Source organism: Klebsiella spallanzanii, from assembly GCF_902158555.1.
Taxonomy (GTDB): domain Bacteria; phylum Pseudomonadota; class Gammaproteobacteria; order Enterobacterales; family Enterobacteriaceae; genus Klebsiella; species Klebsiella spallanzanii.
Genome location: NZ_CABGGS010000012.1, coordinates 640903 through 665120, shown reverse-complemented (window position 1 = coordinate 665120; position 24218 = coordinate 640903). Strand labels below are relative to the sequence as shown.

Genomic DNA, 24218 nt, shown 5'->3' with positions numbered 1-24218 from the left:
GGGCATCTCACCCCAGGGTTATCATAAAAAGCAAAAAACGTACTATAGAACGTTGCAGAACAAATCAACATACAGACGTACCTGAATATCGCCTCATTTAGGACTATTTTTGTATGAATTAGTTTCCTGTCACGCGTAACAATGCTGCGCGAATACTGAAACTTCAGTAGAATCCGCCCGCAGGATAAGACAGAAGAGGTTACTCATGCACGATAGCACTTTAGAGACTCGCCTTGCGGAGCTGGAGAGCAGGTTAGCGTTTCAGGAAATCACTATTGAAGACCTCAACAAGACCGTCACCGCCCACGAGATCGAAATGGCCAGGATGCGCGAACATATGCGCCTGATGGTAGAAAAACTGAAGGCTACTCAGCCATCGCACATGGCTTCACCGTCGGAAGAAACGCCTCCACCGCATTATTGAGACGTAAAAAAAGCGGGTCTCCCCGCTTTTTCTATTCCACAGCGCTAGCGCAGCAGAATTAGTGGCAACCGCAGCCGCCATTACCACCGCAGCCGCCTTTGCCATGTTCATGGTCATGACCGTGGCCGTGGCCACCGCAGCAACCGTCATGATCGTGGTCGTGGCCATGATCGTGACCATGAGCACCGTGAACATGACCATGTTCCAGCTCTTCCGCCGTGGCTTCGCGCAGCGCGACGACTTCAACATTGAACTTCAGATTCTGGCCAGCCAGCATGTGGTTACCATCAACAACAACGTGTTCGTCACCCACTTCGGTGATTTCTACCGGCACCGGCCCCTGATCGGTTTCTGCCAGGAAACGCATGCCAACCTGCAGCTCATCAACGCCCATGAATACGTCTTTAGGAACGCGCTGAACCAGGTTTTCATCGTACTGACCGTACGCGTCGTTAGCACCAACTTCTACATCAAATTTGTCGCCCACTTCATGGCCATCCAGCGCATTTTCCAGGCCGGAAATCAGGGAACCGTGACCATGCAGGTAGTCCAGCGGCGCGCTTACCGGAGACTCATCAACCAACACACCGTCTTCTGTACGTACCTGATAGGCCAGGCTGACCACCAGGTCTTTTGCTACTTTCATGATATCTCCTGAGCATGGGAAGAATAGTGGCGCAGATTGTAGCGGAATTCTGCAGCCGTGTACCCTCTAGCTTAAAAAAAGCCGATAGATAACGCTAGTCCGGATGAAAAATGCCTATCACTTGCTCTTCTTTGCGAACATGCTCACGGACCTCTTTATCCGCCTCACGCATCTGGTGACCGCACTTAACGCATTCAACTACATCGACATTATTCTCACGCCACATCGCCAGCGAATCCTGGGCCTGGCATGCCGGACATTTCGCACCGGCAATAAAACGTTTACGTACCGCCATATTTTTTACCTTTTATTCAAACTCATCCCAGCCGTCTAACTGCCTGCTCTCTTTTTGCATCTCGCGCTGAAAGATTTCCTCAAGTTCGCGTCTGGCTTCCCGAACGCGGGATATCTGCAAAGTATCACTCTGCACCGGCATTAACTCACGCAGCATGCGCATATCGAGACGCCGAAAATGCAGCTGCGCGCGCTGCGCCTGATGGGGATGCATACCTATAGAGATAAGCGCTTTACGCCCCAACTCCAGCGCACTGGAGAAGGTTTCACGTGAGAATTGCGCCACTCCCGCCTGCAGCAGTTCATGCGCCTCGACGCGTCCTCGCGCTCGCGCCAGAATATGAAGATGTGGAAAGTGTTGTTGACACATCTCGACCAGCTTCATGGTATCTTCCGGCTCATTGCAGGTAATGACGATCGACTGCGCCTCTTCGGCTCCCGCCGAGCGCAGGAGCTCCAGCTGCGTCGCATCGCCAAAGTAGACCTTATAGCCATATTGGCGCATCAGATTGACCGCGCTGATATCGCGCTCCAGCACCGTAATACGCATTTTGTTCGCCATCAGCAGGCGGCCAATCACCTGACCAAAGCGCCCAAAACCAACGATAATGACCTGCGGTTTATCATCTTCGACCCACGGAGCCTCGCCCTCCTCTTCGGATTGATTGAATCGGCGAGAGAGTATTTTGTCGATTAGCTTCATCAACAGCGGCGTGGTCATCATCGACAATGTCACCGTCACCAGCAGTAGAGCCATTTGATCGTTCTGAAAAAGGCGCATCGAGGCGGGTAATGAGAACAGCACAAAAGCGAATTCTCCCCCCTGGCTCAGCACTCCGGCAAACTGCATACGTTCCGAGCTACGCAAGCCGTAAACCCGCGCCAGGAGATACAGGACGACGCCTTTTACCGCCACCAGTATCGCGACGCTGGCCACAACCCATAGCAAATGGGTATATAGCACCCCAAGATTCAGCGCCATGCCAACGGAAATAAAGAACAGCCCAAGTAAGAGCCCTTTAAAAGGCTCAATGGCAATTTCCAGTTCGTGGCGATACTCGCTCTCGGCCAACAGGACTCCAGCGATAAAGGTTCCCAGCGCCATTGACAGTCCAAGCGCATCCATGAACAGAGCCGAGCCAAGAACCAGCAGCAACGTTGCCGCGGTAAAGACCTCCCGCACGCCGGATCCGGCGATAAAACGAAATACCGGCCTCAGCAGATAACGCCCCCCCATCAGCATTCCGCCGAAAGCCAACACCTTCATCCCTATGGTGAGCCAGTTAAAATGATCGTCACCCGAACCTGCGAGCAAGGGAACCAGCGCCAGGGCCGGGATCACGGCCAGATCCTGAAACAGCAAGACGGAAAAGCCTAATTGCCCGGACTCGCTGCGGCTCATACCTTTCTCACGCATCAGCTGCAGCGCCATCGCGGTTGAGGACATCGCCAGCCCGATTCCACCAACCACCGCAGCCTGCCATGAAAAATCACTCAGCATGAGCAAACCGCCAAGAATGAGCGCGCTGAAGGCGACCTGCGCGGCCCCTACGCCGAAAATTGAGCTTCTCAGTCGCCAAAGTTTGGACGGATTCAGCTCCAGCCCAATGATAAACATCAGGAAGACGACGCCTAACTCAGAGAAGTGAAGAATTTCATCAACATCGCTAATAAAGCCCAATCCCCAAGGGCCAATTGCGATCCCTGCCAGCAAATACCCCAGTACGGCACCAATCCCGAGTCTTGCCGCCAGCGGAACTGCCACCACAGCGGCAAATAAAAACAACACCCCGGCCAGCAGTAAATCAGCTCCCGCCATTTGAACCTCCTGCCGTGATAGGGTGACTTAACCAGTCTCGATAAGCGCGAGCGCGGCTTTTCAGGTCTTCTGGGGATTGCCGACGCGCCCAGTAGACAATAATAGGGCTCATCCAGTGCATGCGGCACATACCGGCAGTCAATTCAAAAGGACGCAGAATGTCGTTCATCGGATAACGATGCGCATCGCGTCGATAGGCGCTCTCCGGTTCTCCGGTGGTAATCACACTACGCCAGTACTTTCCCGCCAGTTGGTTCCCCCCTGCCCCGCTGGCAAAACCGCGGCTTAGCACTCTATCCAGCCACTCTTTCATTAGCGCCGGACAACTCCAGGTATATAGCGGGTGCTGGAAAACAATCACCTCATGCTGGCGCAGTAGGTCCTGTTCATGGGCGATATCAATAAAAAAATCCGGATAGTGCGCGTAGAGATCGTGCACGGTAACATTCGACAACTGTAAAGCCGGTTCAAGCAAAACCCGGTTGGCCACGGAATCCTGAGATTCTGGGTGGGCATACAGCAGCAATACTTTCGCTGTCTGAGACATCTTTCCCCTCCCGAACGTCTTCTGGTGGCCTGTGCAGCGGCTGCGTCCCGACGCAACCAGAATGACTTTGTGTATCGTCTTCATTTTGGGCTACCATTGCGGCCCGGTTGAGCGATTCGCTCCACACTACATTATCATAATGACAAATTAACATAGTCAGAACATACGGCGCCTTATGATTGTTTTCTCCTCGTTACAAATTCGTCGCGGCGTACGCGTCCTGCTGGACAACGCTACCGCCACCATCAACCCCGGGCAAAAAGTCGGCCTGGTGGGTAAAAACGGCTGCGGCAAATCCACGCTGCTTTCGCTTTTGAAAAACGAGATTAGCGCCGATGGCGGCTCTATGACCTTCCCCGGCAGCTGGCAACTGGCGTGGGTTAACCAGGAAACCCCTGCGCTACCGCAGCCGGCCATTGACTATGTTATTGATGGCGATCGCGAATTCCGCAAGCTGGAAGCCGATCTGCACGAGGCTAATGAACGCAATGACGGTCACGCCATCGCGACGGTACACGGTAAACTTGACGCCATCGATGCCTGGACCATACGTTCTCGTGCCGCCAGCCTGTTGCACGGTCTGGGTTTCAGCAACGAGCAGTTGGAAAGGCCGGTAAGCGACTTTTCCGGCGGCTGGCGTATGCGCCTTAACCTCGCTCAGGCGCTCATTTGTCGTTCCGATCTGCTGCTGCTTGATGAACCGACTAACCACCTTGACCTCGATGCGGTTATCTGGCTGGAGAAATGGCTTAAGGGCTACAGCGGCACGCTGATCCTTATCTCTCACGACCGCGACTTCCTCGATCCTATCGTCGATAAAATTATCCATATCGAACAGCAGACGATGTTCGAGTACACCGGTAACTACAGCTCGTTTGAAATTCAGCGCGCAACTCGCCTTTCTCAACAGCAAGCAATGTATGAGAGCCAGCAGCTGCGCGTCGCGCATTTACAGAGCTATATCGATCGTTTTCGCGCTAAAGCCACCAAGGCCAAGCAGGCGCAAAGCCGTATCAAAATGCTCGAACGCATGGAGCTCATTGCACCTGCCCATGTCGATAACCCATTCCACTTTAGCTTCCGCGCGCCGGAAAGCCTGCCCAATCCGCTGTTGAAAATGGAAAAGGTCAGCGCCGGCTATGGCGAGCGCGTGATTCTCGACTCAATAAAACTGAATCTGGTTCCGGGTTCACGCATCGGCCTGCTGGGGCGTAACGGTGCCGGTAAGTCAACGCTGATAAAACTGCTGGCCGGTGAGCTACAGCCGCTGCATGGAGAAATTGGTCTGGCGAAGGGGATTAAACTCGGCTATTTCGCTCAGCATCAGCTTGAATTCCTGCGCGCGGACGAATCTCCGCTACAGCATCTTGCCCGTCTGGCGCCGCAGGAGCTGGAACAGAAGCTACGCGACTATCTTGGCGGTTTCGGCTTCCAGAGCGATAAAGTCAATGAAGAGACAAAACGTTTCTCCGGCGGCGAGAAAGCACGCCTGGTGCTGGCGTTAATCGTCTGGCAGCGGCCAAACCTGCTGCTGCTTGATGAACCAACTAACCACCTCGATCTTGATATGCGCCAGGCGTTGACCGAAGCGCTGATCGATTTTGAAGGCGCGCTGGTGGTGGTTTCGCACGACCGCCATCTTATTCGCTCTACCACCGATGACCTCTACCTGGTACACGATAGCAAAGTCGAACCTTTCGACGGCGATCTCGAAGATTACCAGCAGTGGTTGAGCGACTCGCAAAAGCAGGAAAGCCAGGCGTCGGAAGAGCCAAAAGATAACGGCAACAGCGCTCAGGCGCGTAAAGACCAAAAACGTCGGGAAGCTGAGCTGCGCACGCAGACCCAGCCGCTGCGCAAAGAGATTGCTCGTCTGGAAAAAGAGATGGAGAAGCTCAACGCACAGCTGGCGCAGGCTGAAGAGAAGCTGGGCGACAGCGGATTGTACGATCAAAGCCGCAAAGCTGAGCTTACCGAGTGCTTACAGCAGCAGGCCAGCGCGAAGTCCGGGCTAGAAGAGTGTGAAATGGCCTGGCTGGATGCCCAGGAACAGCTGGAGCAGATGCTGCAAGAAGGTTAGTGGCAATTTACAATACAGGAAGGCGGGATAACCCGCCTTTTTAATCTTTCTCACAGCAGCTTAGCGCTGCGCTGCCAACCGGGCGCGTATCTGTTCAAGATGTTCGTGGCGGAACACTTTGCCATCCAGGAAGCGAGTTTTTAGCTCTCCCTGCAGCTCCTGCTCCAGGGTTTGTTCATCATGCAACTGCAGCTCTCCCAGAGCATCGCGATCAACCCGTAAAAGACCGCGGGCCGAACGTTTCAGGCCATTGTCCGTTTTTGGCTCTTTGAAAATCATTCGCCCTTCGCCACTGACTTCCCCCCAGGTTGCTTTCATCGCAAAACCAAAGGTATCGCGCGTATTGTACTGGTAGGTAAAGGAACCCACGCCGAACACCACATTGGAACTGGCGAAACCCTTCGCTTCCAGGCGACGCATGATCTCATCGGCTCTGGCGAGAGTAATGGAGTCACCGTAAATCAGGCCCACATGGGGATCCAATACCTTGTAGCCTTTATCATTTATTGTGCCGCCAAAAATCTCCCACAGCACCTCGACAGAGCCTTTCTCTTCTACACTTCGTTCAGTACGTACATCATCGCTAGCAGCAGTACCGCACAGAATCTCAACCGGATCACCACTGTCCGGGCGGAACACAACCCGTCCCTGACGCTGCATAATGATCCCCTTCAGTTCGCGGGTAAATTCACTCAGTACCCGCCAGTAGTCCCAGGTATCGGAGACAATAGAAACAAATCCCTGCGGATAAATATCGGCAATCAGACGACGGAAGGTTTCTATCTCATGCTCACGCTCCCCCATACACATCACACTATGCTCAGTCGCCGGTATGCTGGCGCCGATAAAACAGTCTTCACTTTCGGTATAGTAATCGCGGGCATAGAGCAGTGCCGGAATGCTATCGGTCCCCTTGAAGCTTAACAAATGCCCACACCCCGCCTGGGCGGCATCCTGCAAACCGGCCATACCGCGAAATGAAAAATCGTGACACTGAAAATCGAGATGGGTCAGATCGCTACAGGTTTTTTCCGCCCAGCGTTCGCAAATTTTGCGATAGTGATGGGCAATAGTGGCATTGGTGGATGACTTCCAAAGCTCTGCCGAAAGCACCGTTTCCAGGTAATTCACCAGCCAGAAAAATTCTTCTTTCGTATTAATGATGGTCAATACCGGCACCTTCATCGGCACTTTTGTGCCTTCATCCAGCGATTTAATGTGCAGCGGCAGATAGCCCAGACGATGTAGGTCGCGAATATGATCCACCGGGACCACATCGCGACCAAGATAACCATCCATGACCTGCTTATATTCGTTCACCACTTCATCTTCCGGACGAGCAAAAAATGCCTCGTTGAACTGATCGACAAGGAACCACTGCAAAAAGCCCTGCAGACCGAAAAACACTAGCTTGCCATCTGCCAACGGCGACTGGAAAAAACGATCGCTGCGCGGAGTGAAGTTAGAATAGACCCGCGTCGTACCCTGGGGATATTGCGCACGGTGAGAAACTTTGTAGCCATCAATAGCCAGAATAGGGTTAATTTTCATGATGATTTCTCCCTTAAGCGCGGTAGATCGCGTCAATGTCGATAAGTTCGAGCTGCGGATGTGCCAGCGTCGGAGCAGCCAAAGAAGTGGTGGTATAGATGGCATCAACGCCGTTGTTCAGCAGATGTTCAACGCCTTTTGAAAAAATGCCGTGCGTCACATACAAGCTGACGCTGCGGGCACCAGCATCGCGCAACACCTGCGCCGAACCGATAAAGGTGCCGCCGGCGTCGCATAAATCGTCAACAATCAGCAGATCCCTGCCCCTGACATCACCCGCAACCAGCGCAAAGCCTGTCAGGTTGCCGCTTGCCACATCACGCTTTTTGCTCAGAATGGCGTACTCCGAGACGCCTGTTGCTCTGGCGACGGCATCAATTTTTTTCAGCGCCCCCGCATCTGGCGCCACCAGCATTAGCGCCTTTTGCTGAAACCGATGGCATAGAGTCGTACTCTGCAACAGGCACCTCTCCTGTGGAATCGCCACAAAGTTATCTATTGCCGCCGCCGCAGCGTCGCTGTGCGGATCAAGCACTTTCACCTTATCGAACTTCAGCGTGTTGAGTTGAGTAGCAAAGACTCTCAACGCAAAACTGTCACCAGCAACCATATGTCGGTCCTGACGCGCCCACGGTAGCCAGGGTAGTTCGAGGTGGCTGACCAGCACATCGGTCTGGTGACGGACCGCGTCCACCAGTTGCGCAAGCAACATAAAGTCGTTCATATCCTGCATCGCAGCAGCGCGAATGCACATCAAGCGGGCAGAGGATGGCAACGGATTAGTCACCTTCAGCCAGACAGCGCCATCAGGAAAAACACCGTTGGCGATAGTGTAAGTCTGGTTATCCAGGGTTAACGTCAATTTCATACTCATCACTCTTCCCTCACAATTATGTCCCTTCGACACAATTAATAATGTCCCTAAGACACATATTAGGCAAGCATAAAAATGAATTATTTCCCTGCAAAGGTAATTGACTGATAAATAATAATAAAAAACTCAGCCTTGCTGCTCAGTGTCGGGCTGGTACACTGATGGGCGTTCCAAATCATCGCGAGTAGCCTATGAACACCGAAGCCGACTATCTGAATCAATATGATGCCAGCCGCTTTCCCTCCCCTCTGGTGACGGTGGATAGTGTGTTATTCACGCTCCATCAACAAGCGCTGTGCGTCCTGCTGGTAGAGCGGGCAAACCACCCGCAGAAAGGATGTTGGGGATTGCCCGGCGGCTTTATTGATATGGCGCGCGATGACTCCACCCGCGCCACCGCGATGCGTAAGCTCACTGAGAAAACCGGGATTTCCCCTTCATGGTTGGAACAGCTGGACACTTTTTCCGGGCCCGATCGCGACCCGCGCGGCTGGAGCCTGACCGTCACCTGGTTTGCACTAATTGCCTGGGCAGACTGCGAACCGCATATCGCCAGCGTCAGCGATGCCCGTTGGGTGCCAATTGCCGGGCTTGCCGACTATTCCCTGGCATTTGATCACCAGAAAATCATCGCCGCCGCCCTGCATCGTTTAAGGCAAAAGACCATGTATTCTTTACTGCCCGTTTACTGCTTGCCGGAGACCTTCACCCATGGCCAGCTACAGGAAGCGACGGAGGTAATCCTCGGTCAGTCCATACAGCGTAAAAGCCTGATTCGCCGTTTTGAAGCGTCAGGGATGTTTGAAGAGACAGGTGAGAGCATGGCGACAGGCACAAGGAAGGCCCGCCTGTGGCGGCGTAAGCCCGGAGGGGATATTCATCTTTTCTCGCGCAATCTGCTTACCGATTAGCCACAAGACCACATATTGGCTAACCTGCGCACTTCATGCGCGGTATAGTATGTATAAAGATTATTAATTGCTCTGGTGCTATGGTTGATATCACTCCCACAGAAATGACGCCCCCCGAAGACGACTCGCAGCAGTTTCACCCGATGCGCGGCGTGGGCAATCGTCATTTGCAGACCATGTTGCCGCGGCTAATCCGTCGCAAACTTCGTTTCACGCCACACTGGCAGCGCCTGGAATTACCTGATGGCGACTTTGTCGATCTGGCATGGAGCGAAGCCCCTTCACAGGCGCGTCATAAACCACGTCTGGTGGTGTTTCACGGGCTCGAAGGCAGCCTGCACAGCCCCTATGCTCACGGACTGATCCACGCGGCAATGCAGCGCGGCTGGCTGGGCGTGGTGATGCATTTTCGCGGCTGCAGCGGCGAACCCAATCGAAATAACCGCATCTACCATTCGGGCGAAACGGAAGACGGCTCCTGGTTCCTGCGCTGGCTTCAGCGCGAGCACGGCGATGTACCAACCGCTGCGGTTGGTTATTCACTCGGAGGCAACATGCTGGGCTGCCTGCTGGCAAAAGAAGGCGATGATATTCCCATTGATGCCGCCGTTATTGTCTCAGCTCCGTTTATGCTGGAAGCCTGTAGCTATCATATGGACAAAGGCTTCTCCCGCGTTTATCAGCGTTACCTGCTCAACCTGCTAAAAGCCAACGCCGCGCGTAAGCTAAAAGCCTACCCAGGTTCTTTGCCCGTCGATTTACGCCAGCTAAAAAGCATGCGCCGTATCCGCGAGTTTGACGACAGCATCACCGCCAGAATCCACGGTTTTGCCGATGCGCTGGACTATTATCGCCAGTGCAGCGCTATGCCGCGCTTAAGTGATATCACGAAGCCGACGCTAATTATTCACGCAAAGGACGATCCCTTTATGGATCACCACTCTATTCCCCCGCAGGAACAGCTGCCTGCTAATGTCGAGTATCAGTTAACTGAGCACGGCGGACACGTTGGATTCGTCGGTGGAACGCTGCGTAAGCCAGAAATGTGGCTGGAAAAACGCATTCCGGATTGGTTAACCCGCTGGTTAGGAGGGAAAATATGATTATTCCCTGGCAAGATCTGGATCCCGAAACGCTGGATAACCTGATCGAAAGTTTTGTATTACGCGAAGGCACCGATTATGGTGAACATGAACGTTCACTGACTGATAAAGTCAGTGATGTAAAACAACAGCTGAAAAGCGGAGAAGCCGTGCTGGTGTGGTCAGAACTGCACGAGACGGTCAACATCATGCCCCGCAAGCAGTTTCACGGCTAAGGCGGCACACACTATCGTTTATCCTGGGAGTTGTTATGTCTGCCAAACATCCGGTGATTGCCGTCACGGGCTCTAGCGGCGCGGGAACCACAACCACCAGCCTCGCCTTTCGCAAAATCTTCGCCCAGCTAAATCTGCACGCCGCCGAAGTAGAGGGCGATAGCTTTCACCGCTATACCCGTCCAGAAATGGACATGGCAATCCGTAAAGCGCGGGATCAGGGTAAACATATCAGCTACTTCGGCCCCGAGGCGAACGACTTCGGCCTGCTGGAACAAACTTTCGCTGAATACGGACAAAGCGGAAAAGGGCAGTCGCGCAAGTATTTGCATACCTATGATGAAGCCGTACCCTGGAATCAGGTTCCGGGTACCTTCACGCCCTGGCAGCCGCTGCCAGAGCCGACTGATGTGCTTTTTTATGAAGGACTGCACGGTGGCGTTGTTACGCCGCAGCATGATGTCGCGAGCCATGTCGACCTGCTGGTCGGCGTGGTACCTATCGTCAATCTGGAGTGGATCCAGAAGCTTATCCGCGATACCAGCGAGCGCGGGCACTCTCGTGAGGCGGTGATGGACTCCGTCGTTCGCTCGATGGAAGATTACATCAACTTTATCACCCCGCAGTTTTCACGTACCCATCTCAACTTCCAGCGCGTGCCTACGGTAGATACGTCTAACCCATTTGCCGCCAAAGCCATTCCTTCACTAGATGAGAGCTTTGTCGTCATCCATTTCCGTAATTTGAAAAATATTGATTTTCCCTGGCTACTGGCAATGCTTCAGGGCTCATTTATCTCACATATGAATACGCTAGTGGTGCCGGGCGGGAAAATGGGGCTGGCAATGGAGCTCATTATGGCTCCGCTGGTTGAGCGGCTGATGGACGGCAGGAAAATCAGCTAATAGCTAAAACCCCGGTAGCGCGGTTGTCCGCCGGGGTATTTTCGAATTACCCTTCGATCACTTCATAAGAGTGAGTAATGTTTACCGCTTTCTCAAGCATCAGCGCTACCGAGCAATATTTCTCCGCTGACAGGTCAACGGCACGAGAAACAGCAGCGTCTTTCAGCTCTTTGCCGGTGACGATAAAATGCAGATTGATATGAGTAAAGAGGCGCGGCGCTTCTTCCCGGCGCTCTGAAGTTAGCTTAACTTCGCAGTTAGTCACGTTATGACGCCCCTTCTGCAAAATAGAAACCACGTCAATTGCGCTGCATCCGCCCGCTGCCATCAGTACCATTTCCATCGGGCTTGGCGCTTTATCCCCGGAATTACCGTCCATCAGAATCTGGTGACCAGAAGCCGACTCACCAATGAAGGTTAACCCTTCAACCCACTTCACTCGCGCTTGCATAAATTTAACTCCAGGGCTGTAATTTTCCTGACAGATTACGCGCACATAACAATTCTCGCAACGGAAGGCGACCTACGTCATGCTGAAGCGAGACACCAGGAGACACGCGGCGAAAGCTATGCTAAAACAGTCTGGATGCTACAGTAATACATTGATGTACTGCATGTATGCAGAGGAGTTCACATTACAGGCTGCAGAAAATTTTCAGCCAGATTCCCAGGTATAGGGATTTAATACGATTGCATGCCCGGATGCCGTGTAGTGTCGGCACCCGGAGATAGCTTATAACAGAGGATAACCGCGCATGGTGCTTGGCAAACCGCAAACAGACCCTACCCTTGAATGGTTCTTGTCTCATTGCCACATTCATAAGTACCCATCAAAGAGCACGCTGATCCACCAGGGTGAGAAAGCAGAAACGCTGTACTACATCGTTAAAGGCTCCGTGGCTGTACTCATCAAGGATGAAGAAGGTAAAGAGATGATCCTCTCTTACCTCAACCAGGGCGATTTCATCGGTGAATTAGGCCTGTTTGAAGAAGGTCAGGAGCGTAGCGCTTGGGTACGTGCGAAAACCGCATGTGAAGTGGCCGAAATCTCCTACAAAAAATTCCGTCAGCTAATCCAGGTTAACCCGGACATCCTGATGCGTCTCTCTTCACAGATGGCGCGTCGTCTGCAGGTTACGTCAGAGAAAGTCGGTAACCTCGCCTTCCTCGACGTTACCGGCCGCATCGCTCAGACGCTGCTGAATCTGGCAAAACAGCCGGATGCAATGACTCACCCGGACGGTATGCAAATTAAAATTACCCGTCAGGAAATCGGTCAGATTGTCGGATGCTCCCGCGAAACCGTGGGTCGCATACTGAAAATGCTGGAAGATCAAAACCTGATCTCTGCGCACGGTAAAACTATCGTCGTCTACGGTACCCGCTAAGTCGGTAAAACGGCGTATTGTCAGGCAATACGCCGTTTTTGTTTTCTCCTCATGTGGCGCAGGCTGATTTACCACCCGGAAGTCAACTATGCACTGCGGCAAACGCTGGTGTTATGTTTGCCGATCGCAATTGGGCTTTTACTCGGGCATTTACAGCAAGGGCTTCTGTTTTCCCTCGTCCCTGCCTGTTGCAACATTGCCGGTCTGGATACTCCGCATAAGCGCTTCTTTAAACGCCTGATTATCGGCGGCTGCCTGTTTGCTGGCTGTAGTCTGATTGTCCAGCTCCTGCTGCAACGCGACATCCCGCTACCGATTATTCTTACGGGCCTGGCGCTCATCCTCGGCGTGACTGCCGAAATCAGTTCGCTGCACGCAAGACTCCTCCCCGCCTCGCTTATCGCGGCTATTTTTACGCTAAGTCTCGCTGGCAACATGCCAATCTGGGAACCGCTGCTAATCTATGCGCTCGGCACCTTATGGTACGGCGTCTTTAACTGGTTCTGGTTTTGGTTATGGCGCGAGCAGCCGCTACGCGAATCCCTGAGCCTGCTCTACCGGGAGCTGGCCAATTATTGCGAAGCCAAATACAGCCTGCTTACTCAGCATACGGATCCCGCGACTTCACTGCCGCCGCTGCTTAACCGCCAGCAAAAGGTTGTGGACCTGATTACCCAATGCTACCAGCAGATGCACATGCTGGCAGCCAACCAGCGCAGCGATCACAAACGCCTTCTACGCGCTTTCCAGGTCGGGCTGGATCTTCAGGAGCATATTTCCGTCAGCCTTCATCAGCCTGAAGAGGTGCAGAAACTGGTGGAACGCAGCCACGCAGAAGCGGTGATTCGCTGGAACGCGCAAACCGTCGCCGCCCGCCTGCGTGAGCTGGCTGATGATCTGCTCTACCATCGCTATCCCCGTCGTTTTCAAATGGATAAACAGATAGGCGCGCTGGAAAAAATCGCCTGGCAGCATCCTGATAACCCGGTCGGCCAGTTCTGCGCCTGGCACTTCAGCCGTATTGCCAGAGTTCTGCGTACCCAGCGCCCACTCTACTCGCGTAACCTGATGGCGGATAAAACTCGCCGTCTACCACTGCTGCCGGCGTTGAAAAACTACCTGTCGTTTAAATCTCCGGCGTTACGTAACGCGGCGCGCATTAGCGTGATGCTGAGCGCCGCCAGCCTGATGGGCAGCGCGTTGCATCTGCCAAAACCCTACTGGATCCTGATGACGGTGCTGTTCGTGACGCAAAACGGCTACGGCGCGACGCGGGTACGCATTGTTCACCGGGCTGCCGGGACCATCGCCGGACTGGTGATCGCCGGACTGACGCTACACTTTCACGTCCCGGAAGGCTATACGCTGACCGCCATGCTCTTCATTACGCTATTAAGCTACCTGATTATTCGCAAACATTACGGTTGGGCAATGGTCGGCTTTACCGTCACGGCGGTATATACCCTGCAGCTACTGACATTGAACGGCGAGCAGTTTATCGTCGCCAGGTTGATTGATACATTAATTGGCTGTCTGATTGCCTTCGGCGGAATGGTTTGGCTATGGCCGCAGTGGCAGAGCGGCCTGCTGCGAAAAAATGCCCACGATGCGCTGGAAGCCGATCAGGAAGCCATCAGACTGATCCTCAGCGACGACCATCAGGCCCCGGCGCTGGCCTATCAGCGAATGCGCGTTAATCAGGCGCATAACGCGCTGTTTAACTCGCTAAATCAGGCGATGCAGGAACCCGGCTTTAACTCGAACTATCTGGAAGATATGAAGCTATGGGTGACCCATAGCCAGTTTATTGTCGAGCATATCAATGCCATGACTACTCTGGCGCGCGAGCACAATATGCTGACGCCGGACCTGGCACAACGCTATCTGGAGTCCTGTGAGATTGCACTACAGCGCTGTCAGCAACGGCTGGATTCAGATGGACCGGGGAGCGCTGGGGATGTGAATATTATGGAAGCGCAGGATGCCGAGGTCCCTCGCGGCCCGCTCAGTACCATGGAACAGCATCTGCAGCGCATTCTGGGTCACCTGAACACCATGCACACCATTTCGTCGGTGGCATGGCGTCAGCGTCCGCATCATGGCATATGGCTACGCACCGCTAAGCGCTAAGTACGCGCTCAACCGCCAGGGCAAAACGCGCCATCCCTTCAGCAATATCGCTATCGTCAATGACCAGCGACGGGACAAAACGCATCACGTCCGGCCCGGCATTCAGCACCATTACACCCGCATCAGCGGCGGCGTACAGGAAGTCACGCGCGCGGCCTTTATGCTGCGGCTTAAGCTCCGCGCCGATGAGCAGACCCATTCCGCGGATATCGCTAAACAAATCGAACTGCGCGTCAATCTGCTGGAGATGTTTAACAAACAGCTCACGCTTCGCACTCACACCATCCAGTACTTCCGGTGTGTTAATCAGATCGAACGCCGCTCCGCCCACCGCGCAGGCCAGCGGGTTCCCGCCGTAGGTCGAACCATGAGATCCGGCATGGAAAGCGCTGGCGATTTCATGGGTGGTCAGCATCGCGCTGATAGGGAAGCCGCCGCCAATCGCCTTGGCGCTGGTCAGGATATCCGGCGTTACGCCGTAGTGCATATATGCAAACAGCGAGCCCGTACGCCCCATACCGCACTGGACTTCATCAAACACCAGCAGAGCCTGGTGCTGGTCGCACAAATCACGCAACCCTTGCAGGAATTCAGGCGTCGCCGCGGTTACGCCGCCTTCACCCTGAATCGGCTCGACCACCACCGCGCAGGTATGATCGTCCATGACAGCTTTCACCGCATGTAAATCGTTAAACGGTACGTGGACGATATCCGCCGGTTTCGGCCCAAAGCCATCAGAATATTTCGGCTGACCGCCGACAGAGACGGTAAACAGCGACCGGCCATGGAACGCGTTATGAAAAGCGATGATTTTGGTTTTGTACGGGCTATGACGAGTCACGGTGTAATGACGCGCCAGCTTGAAAGCCGTTTCGTTGGCTTCAGTCCCGGAGTTCATAAACACCACGCGGTCGGCAAAGGTCGCATCGACCAGCTTACGCCCCAGGCGCAGGGCCGGTTCGTTGGTAAAAACGTTACTGGTGTGCCACAGCTTTTCACCCTGCTCATGGAGCGCCGCCACCAGCGCCGGATGGCAATGACCAAGCGCGGTCACGGCAATGCCGCCTGCGAAATCAACGTACTCTTTACCCTGTTGATCCCATACTCGGCTACCTTTACCCTTCACCGGAATAAATTCTGCCGGTGCATAAATCGGCAAAATGACCTCATCGAATGTAGCGCGGGTGATTGCCGGTTGTTCAGTTGCCATGTCATGCCCATCCTTCTTCGTTATGCAGCAATGATTATGATAATCTAATCACAAAATATGCATAAAAAATCAATCAATGGCAACTACAAATCAACGATGGAGGAAGTTTGCCAGCAGCTGATGCCCCTGTTCGCTAAGAATACTCTCCGGATGAAACTGCACGCCTTCCAGATCGAACTCGCGATGGCGTATCCCCATAATCTCCCCTTCCTGGCTGCGGGCGGTCACCTCAAAACATTCGGGCAGCGTTGGCGGGTCAATCAATAAGGAGTGGTAGCGGGTCACGGTAAGCGGGTTATTCAGCCCACGAAATACCCCCTGACCACGATGGCTGATGGGGGACGTTTTCCCGTGCATCACTCTGGCGGCCCGCACGATGGTCGCGCCGAAAACCTGAGCAATCGCCTGATGGCCGAGGCAAACGCCTAAGATCGGAGTGTTGCCAGAAAAGTGGCGAATCACTTCCAACGAAACCCCTGATTCATCTGGAGTGCAGGGGCCAGGCGAAATAACGATTTTGGCCGGCGCCAGCGCGATAATCTCCTCCAACGTCAGCTCATCATTACGTCTGACCTGCACTTCCGCCCCCAGCTCGCAGAAATACTGATACAAATTCCAGGTAAAAGAATCGTAGTTGTCGATAAGCAGGATCATAGCGGCTCCGGAAGTCACAAACCGGACTATTCTACGCAGATTCTCAGGTTTCGCTTATCACTTTATCTGGCGGGAGATGACGGCGGGAAAAGAAGCCGCGCGGGAGTGATATCCCGCGCGCGAGAATATTTTACGGCAGCACTTTCGCCGACAGAATAACAATCGGTTTGGACGGAACATTCTGGTACGGCCCAACGTTGTGAGTCGGTACCTGAGAAATCTTATCCGCAACATCCATACCTTTGACGACCTTACCAAAGACCGCATAGCCAAAATCACGCTGGCCGTGATCGAGGAAGGCGTTATCCGCAATATTGATAAAGAACTGGCTGGTCGCGCTGTCCTGATCGGCGGTACGCGCCATGGCGATGGTCCCGCGGGTATTACGCAGGCCGTTGTCGGCTTCGTTCTTAATCGGCGGGTTAGGCTGTTTTTGCTGCATCTGCTCGTTGAAACCGCCGCCCTGCACCATAAAGCCCGGGATCACGCGGTGAAAAGTGGTGTTGTTATAGAAACCGCTGTTAACGTACTTCAGAAAGTTATCAACCGATATTGGCGCTTTCTGACTATTCAGTTCCAGCTCAATATTGCCCGCAGACGTGGTCAGCAACACATGAGGATCACCCTTTGCCGCCATGGCCGGGGAGAATGCTGAAATGGCGAAAACGGCAGCCACCGCCGCGAGAGTTGATTTGAGCATGGAAATTCCTTAACGGAGCAGAATAAAAAGCGAGTGCCTTGATTCTAAAGAGCCTTTGCATCCTGGGCCAGCCTTTTACCTAATTTTACTTAGCTGAAACACTTGTAACGACGCACTCATTAAATCAGCGAATAATTAAACGTGATATATGTCACATTAAAAGATGCAAATAGATCTACATTTCATAATAAACGTTTGCTTACATCACGTGAACGAATAAAATCTGTCCGCCCGGCGCAGAGTCAACGCGCTTTACATTTCTATTCACAGGCCAGTCATGACTAACAGCAATCGTATCAAGCTCACATGGATCAGCTTCTTCTCCTACGCCCTGACCGGCGCGTTGGTGATTGTCACCGGGATGGTGATGGGAAATATCGCAGATTATTTCCATCTGCCCGTTTCCAGTATGAGCAACACCTTTACTTTCCTTAACGCCGGTATCCTGATCTCTATCTTCCTGAACGCCTGGCTGATGGAAATTATTCCGCTGAAAACCCAACTGCGCTTTGGCTTTATCTTGATGGTGTTGGCCGTCGCCGGTTTGATGTTTAGCCACAGCCTGGCGCTGTTCTCCGCGTCAATGTTCGTGCTCGGGCTGGTCAGCGGGATCACCATGTCGATCGGTACTTTCCTGATCACTCATATGTATGAAGGTCGTCAGCGCGGCGCGCGTCTGCTGTTCACCGACTCCTTCTTCAGCATGGCGGGAATGATCTTCCCGATGCTGGCTGCTTATCTGCTGGCACGCAGCATCGAGTGGTACTGGGTGTACGCCTGCATCGGCCTGGTCTACGTCGCTATTTTCGTACTGACCTTTGGCTGTGAATTCCCGGTATTGGGTAAAAAGGCCCAGCAGGACAGCCAGCCGGTCGTGAAAGAGAAATGGGGCATCGGCGTGCTGTTTCTTTCCATCGCTGCGCTGTGCTATATCCTCGGCCAGCTGGGCTTTATCTCCTGGGTGCCGGAATACGCCAAAAGTCTGGGCATGAGCCTCGGCGATGGGGGTAAACTGGTGAGCGATTTCTGGATGTCGTACATGATAGGCATGTGGTCATTCAGCTTTATCCTGCGCTTCTTCGACCTTCAACGTATTCTGACCGTGCTGGCAGGCGTAGCGACGGTTCTGATGTATCTGTTTATTAACGGTTCGCCAGAGCATATGCCGTGGTTTATTCTGACCCTCGGCTTCTTCTCCAGCGCAATCTACACGTCAATTATTACCCTGGGCTCACAGCAGACCAAAGTGTCGTCGCCGAAGCTGGTTAACTTCATTCTGACCTGCGGCACCGTGGGTACCATGCTGACCTTCGTGGTTACCGGCCCTATCGTTGCCGCCAGCGGCCCGCTGGCAGCGTTGCATACTGCTAACGGCCTCTATGCCGTGGTATTTGTGATGTGTCTGATCCTCGGCTTTGTCTCGCGCCACCGCCAGAATAACGCGGCAGCGGCATCGCACTAAGCCTTAGGCCCCTTTGTTCCGGCAAAGGGGCTATTTCGGGTAAAAAATAGTTCCTCTCCGCCGCTATCCGTCTGTACCCAGGTCTGCGCCAACTGCGTTGTGGCGATCACTCTCCCCTGACGAATTGACCAGCGTACCGGCACCTGGCAGCGCACAGCCTCAAACCCGTTTTCAGCGGGCAGAATAACCAGGTTTGCCGGGTTCCCGGATACAATACCGTAATCGCTCAGGCCGAACGTCCGCGCGCTGTTTTCCGTCACCAATTTCAGCCCATCGTTAATTTGCTGATATCCCATCATCTGACAAACGTGCAGCCCCATATGCAGCACCTGCAGCATGTTGCCGGTACCCAGCGGATACCACGGGTCAAACACATCGTCATGACCAAAACAGACGTTAATTCCCGCCGCCATCAGTTCCTTAACACGCGTAATGCCGCGGCGCTTCGGATAGTCATCAAAGCGCCCCTGGAGGTGGATATTAACCAACGGATTAGCCACGAAGTTAATGCCAGACAGCTTGAGTAAACGGAAAAGACGCGAGGTGTAAGCACCGTTATAGGAGTGCATGGCGGTGGTATGGCTGGCGGTCACCTGCGGCCCCATCCCCTCTTTTAACGCCAGGGCCGCCACGGTTTCAACGAATCTAGACTGTTCATCGTCGATTTCATCGCAGTGGATATCCAGAGGCCGTTGGTATTTTTTCGCCAGGCGGAAAGCAATATGCAGAGATTCCACGCCATATTCACGCGTAAATTCAAAATGAGGAATCGCGCCCACCACATCGGCCCCCAAACGCAGCGCCTCTTCCAGCAGAGCCTCTCCATTGGGATAAGAGAGAATCCCCTCTTGTGGGAAGGCAACGATCTGCAAATCTACCCATGGCGCGACCTCCTGTTTTACCTCCAGCATGGCTTTGAGCGCGGTTAGCGTAGGGTCAGAAACATCAACGTGGGTGCGTACAAACTGGATACCGTTGGCAATTTGCCACTTCAGCGTTTTCCATGCCCGGGCTTTAACGTCTTCATGGCTCAATAGAGCCTTACGCTCCGCCCAACGCTCAATCCCCTCAAACAGGGTCCCCGACTGATTCCAGTTTGGCTCACCGGCGGTTTGGGTCGTATCAAGATGTATATGCGGCTCAATAAAAGGCGGAATAGCCAGCCCGCCGCGCGCATTCAGTACTTCATAACTCTCATTGCGCGCCTCACCCATTGGGGTGATATCCCCGAAACGCCCCTTATCTATCGCTATCTGCCACAGCCCTTCGCGATCGGGCAGGCGAACGTTCTCAATTAACCAAAGCGGCGCTGTTGTCATATGGATGACTCCCGTAAATATTGCTGAAGATTTGCTCAACCAGGCGTGACTCTCTGTTGCTAATTTTGTACATAAAAAAAGCAAAAAGGAAAAGCCAGCATTTTCCTGCACTTATAAAAATGCTGACAAATCATAAATATACCACTTAAGTAGTAGGTAAAGGTGTAATTGATTTGCATCAATAAGTGTCGCGGCTGAATCGTTAAGGTAGGCGGTAATATAAAAGAAATCGAGGCAAAAATGAGCAAAGTCAGACTCGCTATTATTGGTAATGGTATGGTCGGCCATCGCTTTATTGAGGACCTTCTTGATAAATCCGACGCCAACCTGTTCGATATTACCGTCTTCTGTGAAGAACCCCGTATCGCCTACGACCGCGTACACCTCTCCTCCTACTTCTCTCACCATACCGCCGAAGAGCTCTCTTTGGTACGCGAAGGTTTCTATGAGAAGCATGGCGTTAAGGTGCTGATTGGCGAGCGCGCCATCACCATCAACCGCCAGGAGAAGGTTATTCACTCCAGCGCGGGCCGTACCGTATTCTATGACAAGCTGATTATGGCGACCGGTTCTTATCCGTGGATCCCACCGATTAAAGGTTCCGAAACCCAGGACTGTTTTGTCTATCGCACCATTGAAGACCTGAACGCCATTGAAGCCTGCGCTCGCCGCAGCAAACGCGGCGCGGTGGTCGGCGGCGGCCTGTTAGGTCTGGAAGCCGCTGGCGCGCTGAAAAACCTCGGCGTTGAGACCCACGTGATTGAATTCGCCCCCATGCTGATGGCTGAACAGCTCGATCAGATGGGTGGCGAGCAGTTACGTCGCAAAATTGAAAGCATGGGCGTGCGCGTGCACACCAGCAAAAACACCAAAGAGATCGTCCAGGAAGGCACCGAAGCGCGTAAAACCATGCGTTTTGCTGACGGTAGTGAGCTGGAAGTCGATTTCATCGTCTTCTCCACCGGTATCCGCCCGCGCGATAAGCTCGCCACCCAGTGCGGTCTGGAAGTCGCTCAACGCGGCGGCATCGTTATCAACGACAGTTGCCAAACCTCTGACCCGGACATCTACGCCATCGGTGAATGCGCCAGCTGGAACAACCGCGTATACGGTCTGGTCGCTCCGGGATACAAAATGGCCCAGGTGACTGTTGACCATATCCTCAACACCGAAAACGCCTTTGAAGGCGCGGATCTGAGCGCCAAGCTGAAACTGCTCGGCGTTGACGTTGGCGGGATTGGCGACGCCCACGGGCGTACTCCCGGCGCGCGCAGCTATGTTTACCTCGACGAAAGTAAAGAGGTCTACAAACGTCTGATCGTTAGCCCTGATAACAAAACCCTGCTCGGCGCGGTACTGGTGGGCGACACCAGCGATTACGGCAACCTGCTGCAGTTGGTTCTCAACGCGATTGAACTGCCGGAAAACCCGGACTCGCTGATCCTGCCTGCGCACGCGGGCAGCGGTAAGCCGTCCATCGGCGTGGATAAACTGCCGGACAGCGCGCAGATCTGTTCCTGCTTCGACGTCACTAAAGGCATGCTGGTCGCTGCCATCAACAAAGGCTGCCACACCGTCGCGGCGCTGAAAGCGGAAACCAAAGCGGGTACCGGCTGCGGCGGCTGTATTCCGCTGGTAACCCAGGTGCTCAACGCCGAGCTGGCGAAACAGGGCATCGAAGTGAACAACAACCTGTGCGAGCACTTCGCGTACTCTCGCCAGGAACTGTTCCACCTCATCCGCGTGGAAGGCATCAAAACCTTTGAAGAACTGCTGGCGAAACACGGCAAAGGCTACGGCTGCGAAGTGTGTAAACCAACTGTTGGCTCCCTGCTGGCCTCCTGCTGGAACGAATATATCCTCAAGCCGCAGCATACTCCGCTGCAGGATACCAACGACAACTTCCTGGCTAATATCCAGAAAGACGGCACCTACTCCGTTATTCCACGCTCTGCGGGTGGTGAAATCACCCCGGAAGGCCTGGTGGCCGTCGGTCGTATCGCCCGTGAATTTAATCTGTACACCAAGATCACCGGTTCTCAGCGTATTGGCCTGTTCGGCGCGCAAAAAGACGATCTGCCGGAAATCTGGCGTCAATTGATTGATGCAGGCTTCGAAACAGGCCACGCGTATGCCAAAGCGCTGCGTATGGCGAAAACCTGCGTCGGCAGCACCTGGTGCCGCTACGGCGTTGGCGACAGCGTCGGCTTTGGCGTGGAGCTGGAAAACCGCTACAAAGGCATTCGCACTCCGCACAAAATGAAGTTTGGCGTCTCCGGCTGTACCCGTGAATGTGCGGAAGCCCAGGGTAAGGACGTCGGCATCATCGCCACGGAAAAAGGCTGGAACCTGTACGTCTGCGGTAACGGCGGCATGAAACCGCGCCATGCAGATCTGCTGGCAGCGGATCTTGACCGTGAAACGCTGATGAAATACCTCGACCGCTTCATGATGTTCTATATCCGTACCGCCGACAAACTCACCCGTACCGCACCGTGGTTAGATAACCTGGAAGGCGGCATCGACTATCTGAAGTCAGTTATTATCGACGACAAGCTGGGTCTGAACGAACATCTTGAAGAAGAGATGGCCCGCCTGCGCGAAGCGGTGATATGCGAGTGGACGGAAACCGTCAACACACCAGCCGCCCAGGTTCGCTTCAAGCACTTCATCAACAGCGACAAGCGCGATCCGAACGTCCAGGTAGTGCCTGAGCGTGAACAGCATCGCCCGGCTACGCCGTACGAACGCATCCCGGTAACTCTGGTGGAGGAAAACGCATGAGCCAGTGGAAAAATATCTGCAAACTCGATGACATCGTGCCGGAAACCGGCGTCTGCGCGCTGTTAGGCGATAAACAAGTGGCGATTTTCCGCCCGTATCACGGCGACCAGGTTTTTGCGATCAGCAATATCGACCCGTTCTTTGAGTCCAGCGTCCTGTCCCGCGGCCTGATCTCCGAGCATCAAGGCGAGCTGTGGGTTGCCAGCCCGCTGAAAAAGCAGCGTTTCCGCCTGCGCGATGGCCTGTGTATGGAAGATGAAAGCCATTCGGTGGCGCACTATGAAGCCCGGGTAAAAGACGGCGTCGTGCAACTACGCGGTTAATAGATTAACGGGAGGCGCAACGCCTCCCTTTTTTTGAATTTTTTATCTTTATATCTCAAGGAAACCTATGTTTACGGACACAATAAACAAGTGCGCGGCTAACGCTGCGCGCATTGCGCGCCTCTCGGCCAATAATCCATTCAGCTTCTGGGTCAGCTCCATGATGGCAGGCGCTTATGTCGGCCTTGGCATTATTCTTATTTTTACCCTCGGCAACCTACTCGATCCTGCGATTCGCCCGCTAGTGATGGGGGCCACCTTTGGTATTGCGTTAACCCTGGTAATTATCGCCGGTTCTGAACTGTTTACCGGCCATACTATGTTCCTGACTCTGGGTGTTAAAGCGGGGACCATCAGCCAGGGGCAGATGTGGGCGATTTTGCCGCAAACCTGGATGGGCAACCTGCTCGGTTCTATTTTCGTGGCGCTGCTGTATAGCTGGGGTAGCGGCAGTCTGCTGCCGGTCGATACCAGCCTCGTTCACACCGTCGCGCTGGCTAAAACCAGCCAATCTGCGATGGCGCTCTTTTTTAAAGGCGCGCTGTGTAACTGGCTGGTATGTCTGGCAATCTGGATGGCGATCCGTACTGAAGGCTCAGCAAAATTTATCGCTATCTGGTGGTGCCTGCTGGCGTTTATCGCTTCCGGCTATGAGCACTCCGTTGCCAACATGACGCTGTTTGCCCTCTCCTGGTTCGGTCATCACAGCGATGCCTACACCCTTGCGGGAATTGGTCACAATCTGTTATGGGTAACACTCGGCAATACTTTGTCCGGTGTCGTATTTATGGGATTGGGTTATTGGTATGCTACGCCGAAATCGGAGCGCCCAGCTCCGGAAAAAATTAAACAATCAGAGGCTGCTGCCAATAATTAAGA

At 53.7% G+C, this 24218-nt stretch carries 23 protein-coding genes; 12 read left to right on the top strand and 11 right to left on the bottom strand.

The window, feature by feature from the left end:
* Window positions 1–205: 205 nt before the first annotated feature.
* Window positions 206–424 carry a protein SlyX gene (locus tag FN082_RS14240; protein ID WP_139538954.1) on the top strand — a complete coding sequence of 73 codons (219 nt, stop codon included), beginning with the start codon at window positions 206–208 and terminating at the stop codon, window positions 422–424.
* A 58-nt stretch (window positions 425–482) separates the two neighbouring features.
* On the opposite strand, the gene slyD is transcribed toward FN082_RS14240, so the two are convergent.
* The 4 genes from slyD to kefG all read right to left on the bottom strand — a co-directional run bounded on the left by slyD (window position 483) and on the right by kefG (window position 3730).
* A complete protein-coding gene (gene slyD / locus FN082_RS14235) occupies window positions 483–1070 on the bottom strand; it encodes a peptidylprolyl isomerase (RefSeq protein ID WP_139538955.1) in 588 nt (195 codons plus the stop codon).
* A 94-nt stretch (window positions 1071–1164) separates the two neighbouring features.
* Entirely contained in the window at window positions 1165–1365 is a 201-nt protein-coding gene (locus FN082_RS14230) for a YheV family putative zinc ribbon protein (RefSeq protein ID WP_096000183.1), read from the bottom strand.
* 12 nt (window positions 1366–1377) lie between these two features.
* Window positions 1378–3183: a glutathione-regulated potassium-efflux system protein KefB gene (gene kefB / locus FN082_RS14225; protein WP_142463636.1), complete on the bottom strand. Its 1806-nt coding sequence runs from the start codon at window positions 3181–3183 to the stop codon at window positions 1378–1380.
* Window positions 3170–3730, bottom strand: coding sequence for a glutathione-regulated potassium-efflux system ancillary protein KefG (gene kefG / locus FN082_RS14220; RefSeq protein WP_139538957.1), 561 nt, complete (start codon window positions 3728–3730; stop codon window positions 3170–3172). Before kefG ends, kefB begins: the two co-directional genes overlap by 14 nt.
* Window positions 3731–3905: 175 nt before the next feature.
* On the opposite strand from kefG, the gene FN082_RS14215 reads away from it, so the two are divergent.
* The gene (locus FN082_RS14215; protein WP_139538958.1) at window positions 3906–5810 is read left to right on the top strand and encodes an ABC transporter ATP-binding protein; all 1905 of its coding nucleotides are present in this window, start codon (window positions 3906–3908) and stop codon (window positions 5808–5810) included.
* A gap of 60 nt (window positions 5811–5870) precedes the next feature.
* Here FN082_RS14215 and FN082_RS14210 read toward each other — a convergent pair whose 3' ends face one another.
* On the bottom strand, window positions 5871–7361 hold the full coding sequence (locus tag FN082_RS14210) for a nicotinate phosphoribosyltransferase (RefSeq protein ID WP_139538959.1): 1491 nt from the start codon (window positions 7359–7361) through the stop codon (window positions 5871–5873).
* A gap of 13 nt (window positions 7362–7374) precedes the next feature.
* Window positions 7375–8235 carry a ribose-phosphate diphosphokinase gene (gene prs, locus FN082_RS14205; RefSeq protein WP_139538960.1) on the bottom strand — a complete coding sequence of 287 codons (861 nt, stop codon included), beginning with the start codon at window positions 8233–8235 and terminating at the stop codon, window positions 7375–7377.
* Window positions 8236–8426: 191 nt separating this feature from the next.
* Here prs and FN082_RS14200 point away from each other — a divergent pair, with 191 nt between their 5' ends.
* The 4 genes from FN082_RS14200 to FN082_RS14185 all read left to right on the top strand — a co-directional run bounded on the left by FN082_RS14200 (window position 8427) and on the right by FN082_RS14185 (window position 11369).
* Window positions 8427–9146: an NUDIX hydrolase gene (locus tag FN082_RS14200; RefSeq protein WP_139538961.1), complete on the top strand. Its 720-nt coding sequence runs from the start codon at window positions 8427–8429 to the stop codon at window positions 9144–9146.
* A 104-nt stretch (window positions 9147–9250) separates the two neighbouring features.
* The gene (locus tag FN082_RS14195) at window positions 9251–10249 is read left to right on the top strand and encodes a hydrolase (RefSeq protein WP_180349582.1); all 999 of its coding nucleotides are present in this window, start codon (window positions 9251–9253) and stop codon (window positions 10247–10249) included.
* On the top strand, window positions 10246–10464 hold the full coding sequence (locus FN082_RS14190; protein ID WP_138359210.1) for a YheU family protein: 219 nt from the start codon (window positions 10246–10248) through the stop codon (window positions 10462–10464). Before FN082_RS14195 ends, FN082_RS14190 begins: the two co-directional genes overlap by 4 nt.
* 35 nt (window positions 10465–10499) lie before the next feature.
* Window positions 10500–11369 carry a phosphoribulokinase gene (locus FN082_RS14185; protein ID WP_139538963.1) on the top strand — a complete coding sequence of 290 codons (870 nt, stop codon included), beginning with the start codon at window positions 10500–10502 and terminating at the stop codon, window positions 11367–11369.
* 46 nt (window positions 11370–11415) lie between these two features.
* Here the strand turns inward: FN082_RS14185 and FN082_RS14180 are convergent, their stop codons facing one another.
* Window positions 11416–11820: an OsmC family protein gene (locus FN082_RS14180; RefSeq protein WP_004106401.1), complete on the bottom strand. Its 405-nt coding sequence runs from the start codon at window positions 11818–11820 to the stop codon at window positions 11416–11418.
* A gap of 304 nt (window positions 11821–12124) precedes the next feature.
* Here FN082_RS14180 and crp point away from each other — a divergent pair, with 304 nt between their 5' ends.
* Both crp and FN082_RS14170 read left to right on the top strand, forming a co-directional pair.
* On the top strand, window positions 12125–12757 hold the full coding sequence (gene crp, locus FN082_RS14175) for a cAMP-activated global transcriptional regulator CRP (RefSeq protein ID WP_000242758.1): 633 nt from the start codon (window positions 12125–12127) through the stop codon (window positions 12755–12757).
* 51 nt (window positions 12758–12808) lie between these two features.
* The gene (locus FN082_RS14170) at window positions 12809–14887 is read left to right on the top strand and encodes a YccS/YhfK family putative transporter (protein WP_139538964.1); all 2079 of its coding nucleotides are present in this window, start codon (window positions 12809–12811) and stop codon (window positions 14885–14887) included.
* Here FN082_RS14170 and argD read toward each other — a convergent pair.
* The 3 genes from argD to ppiA form a co-directional block, all read right to left on the bottom strand.
* Complete coding sequence (gene argD / locus FN082_RS14165) at window positions 14877–16097, bottom strand: bifunctional acetylornithine/succinyldiaminopimelate transaminase (RefSeq protein WP_139538965.1); 1221 nt, start codon at window positions 16095–16097, stop codon at window positions 14877–14879. The genes FN082_RS14170 and argD overlap by 11 nt on opposite strands.
* Window positions 16098–16187: 90 nt before the next feature.
* Window positions 16188–16751, bottom strand: a complete 564-nt coding sequence (gene pabA, locus FN082_RS14160; RefSeq protein WP_139538966.1) for an aminodeoxychorismate synthase component 2 — start codon at window positions 16749–16751, stop codon at window positions 16188–16190.
* Between the two features lie 130 nt (window positions 16752–16881).
* Complete coding sequence (ppiA, locus tag FN082_RS14155; RefSeq protein WP_004854889.1) at window positions 16882–17451, bottom strand: peptidylprolyl isomerase A; 570 nt, start codon at window positions 17449–17451, stop codon at window positions 16882–16884.
* Between the two features lie 277 nt (window positions 17452–17728).
* Between ppiA and tsgA the strand changes: the two genes are divergently transcribed.
* On the top strand, window positions 17729–18913 hold the full coding sequence (tsgA, locus tag FN082_RS14150; protein ID WP_139538967.1) for an MFS transporter TsgA: 1185 nt from the start codon (window positions 17729–17731) through the stop codon (window positions 18911–18913).
* Here tsgA and FN082_RS14145 read toward each other — a convergent pair.
* Window positions 18910–20232 (bottom strand): cytosine deaminase, encoded by a 1323-nt coding sequence (locus FN082_RS14145; RefSeq protein ID WP_139538968.1) that lies wholly within the window; start codon window positions 20230–20232, stop codon window positions 18910–18912. The genes tsgA and FN082_RS14145 overlap by 4 nt on opposite strands.
* A gap of 240 nt (window positions 20233–20472) precedes the next feature.
* Here FN082_RS14145 and nirB point away from each other — a divergent pair, with 240 nt between their 5' ends.
* The 3 genes from nirB (at window position 20473) to nirC (ending at window position 24216) form a co-directional block, all read left to right on the top strand.
* Window positions 20473–23016: an NADPH-nitrite reductase large subunit gene (nirB, locus tag FN082_RS14135; RefSeq protein WP_139538970.1), complete on the top strand. Its 2544-nt coding sequence runs from the start codon at window positions 20473–20475 to the stop codon at window positions 23014–23016.
* Window positions 23013–23339 carry a nitrite reductase small subunit NirD gene (gene nirD, locus FN082_RS14130; RefSeq protein ID WP_142981810.1) on the top strand — a complete coding sequence of 109 codons (327 nt, stop codon included), beginning with the start codon at window positions 23013–23015 and terminating at the stop codon, window positions 23337–23339. Before nirB ends, nirD begins: the two co-directional genes overlap by 4 nt.
* Before the next feature lie 67 nt (window positions 23340–23406).
* Window positions 23407–24216, top strand: coding sequence for a nitrite transporter NirC (gene nirC / locus FN082_RS14125; protein ID WP_139538972.1), 810 nt, complete (start codon window positions 23407–23409; stop codon window positions 24214–24216).
* Window positions 24217–24218 lie beyond the last annotated feature (2 nt).

Coding starts and splice junctions, on each gene's coding strand:
- FN082_RS14240 (WP_139538954.1), top strand. CDS start 206: ATGCACGATAGCACTTTAGAGACTCGCCTTGCGGAGCTGGAGAGCAGG.
- slyD (WP_139538955.1), bottom strand. CDS start 1,070: ATGAAAGTAGCAAAAGACCTGGTGGTCAGCCTGGCCTATCAGGTACGT.
- FN082_RS14230 (WP_096000183.1), bottom strand. CDS start 1,365: ATGGCGGTACGTAAACGTTTTATTGCCGGTGCGAAATGTCCGGCATGC.
- kefB (WP_142463636.1), bottom strand. CDS start 3,183: ATGGCGGGAGCTGATTTACTGCTGGCCGGGGTGTTGTTTTTATTTGCC.
- kefG (WP_139538957.1), bottom strand. CDS start 3,730: ATGTCTCAGACAGCGAAAGTATTGCTGCTGTATGCCCACCCAGAATCT.
- FN082_RS14215 (WP_139538958.1), top strand. CDS start 3,906: ATGATTGTTTTCTCCTCGTTACAAATTCGTCGCGGCGTACGCGTCCTG.
- FN082_RS14210 (WP_139538959.1), bottom strand. CDS start 7,361: ATGAAAATTAACCCTATTCTGGCTATTGATGGCTACAAAGTTTCTCAC.
- prs (WP_139538960.1), bottom strand. CDS start 8,235: ATGAGTATGAAATTGACGTTAACCCTGGATAACCAGACTTACACTATC.
- FN082_RS14200 (WP_139538961.1), top strand. CDS start 8,427: ATGAACACCGAAGCCGACTATCTGAATCAATATGATGCCAGCCGCTTT.
- FN082_RS14195 (WP_180349582.1), top strand. CDS start 9,251: ATGACGCCCCCCGAAGACGACTCGCAGCAGTTTCACCCGATGCGCGGC.
- FN082_RS14190 (WP_138359210.1), top strand. CDS start 10,246: ATGATTATTCCCTGGCAAGATCTGGATCCCGAAACGCTGGATAACCTG.
- FN082_RS14185 (WP_139538963.1), top strand. CDS start 10,500: ATGTCTGCCAAACATCCGGTGATTGCCGTCACGGGCTCTAGCGGCGCG.
- FN082_RS14180 (WP_004106401.1), bottom strand. CDS start 11,820: ATGCAAGCGCGAGTGAAGTGGGTTGAAGGGTTAACCTTCATTGGTGAG.
- crp (WP_000242758.1), top strand. CDS start 12,125: ATGGTGCTTGGCAAACCGCAAACAGACCCTACCCTTGAATGGTTCTTG.
- FN082_RS14170 (WP_139538964.1), top strand. CDS start 12,809: ATGTGGCGCAGGCTGATTTACCACCCGGAAGTCAACTATGCACTGCGG.
- argD (WP_139538965.1), bottom strand. CDS start 16,097: ATGGCAACTGAACAACCGGCAATCACCCGCGCTACATTCGATGAGGTC.
- pabA (WP_139538966.1), bottom strand. CDS start 16,751: ATGATCCTGCTTATCGACAACTACGATTCTTTTACCTGGAATTTGTAT.
- ppiA (WP_004854889.1), bottom strand. CDS start 17,451: ATGCTCAAATCAACTCTCGCGGCGGTGGCTGCCGTTTTCGCCATTTCA.
- tsgA (WP_139538967.1), top strand. CDS start 17,729: ATGACTAACAGCAATCGTATCAAGCTCACATGGATCAGCTTCTTCTCC.
- FN082_RS14145 (WP_139538968.1), bottom strand. CDS start 20,232: ATGACAACAGCGCCGCTTTGGTTAATTGAGAACGTTCGCCTGCCCGAT.
- nirB (WP_139538970.1), top strand. CDS start 20,473: ATGAGCAAAGTCAGACTCGCTATTATTGGTAATGGTATGGTCGGCCAT.
- nirD (WP_142981810.1), top strand. CDS start 23,013: ATGAGCCAGTGGAAAAATATCTGCAAACTCGATGACATCGTGCCGGAA.
- nirC (WP_139538972.1), top strand. CDS start 23,407: ATGTTTACGGACACAATAAACAAGTGCGCGGCTAACGCTGCGCGCATT.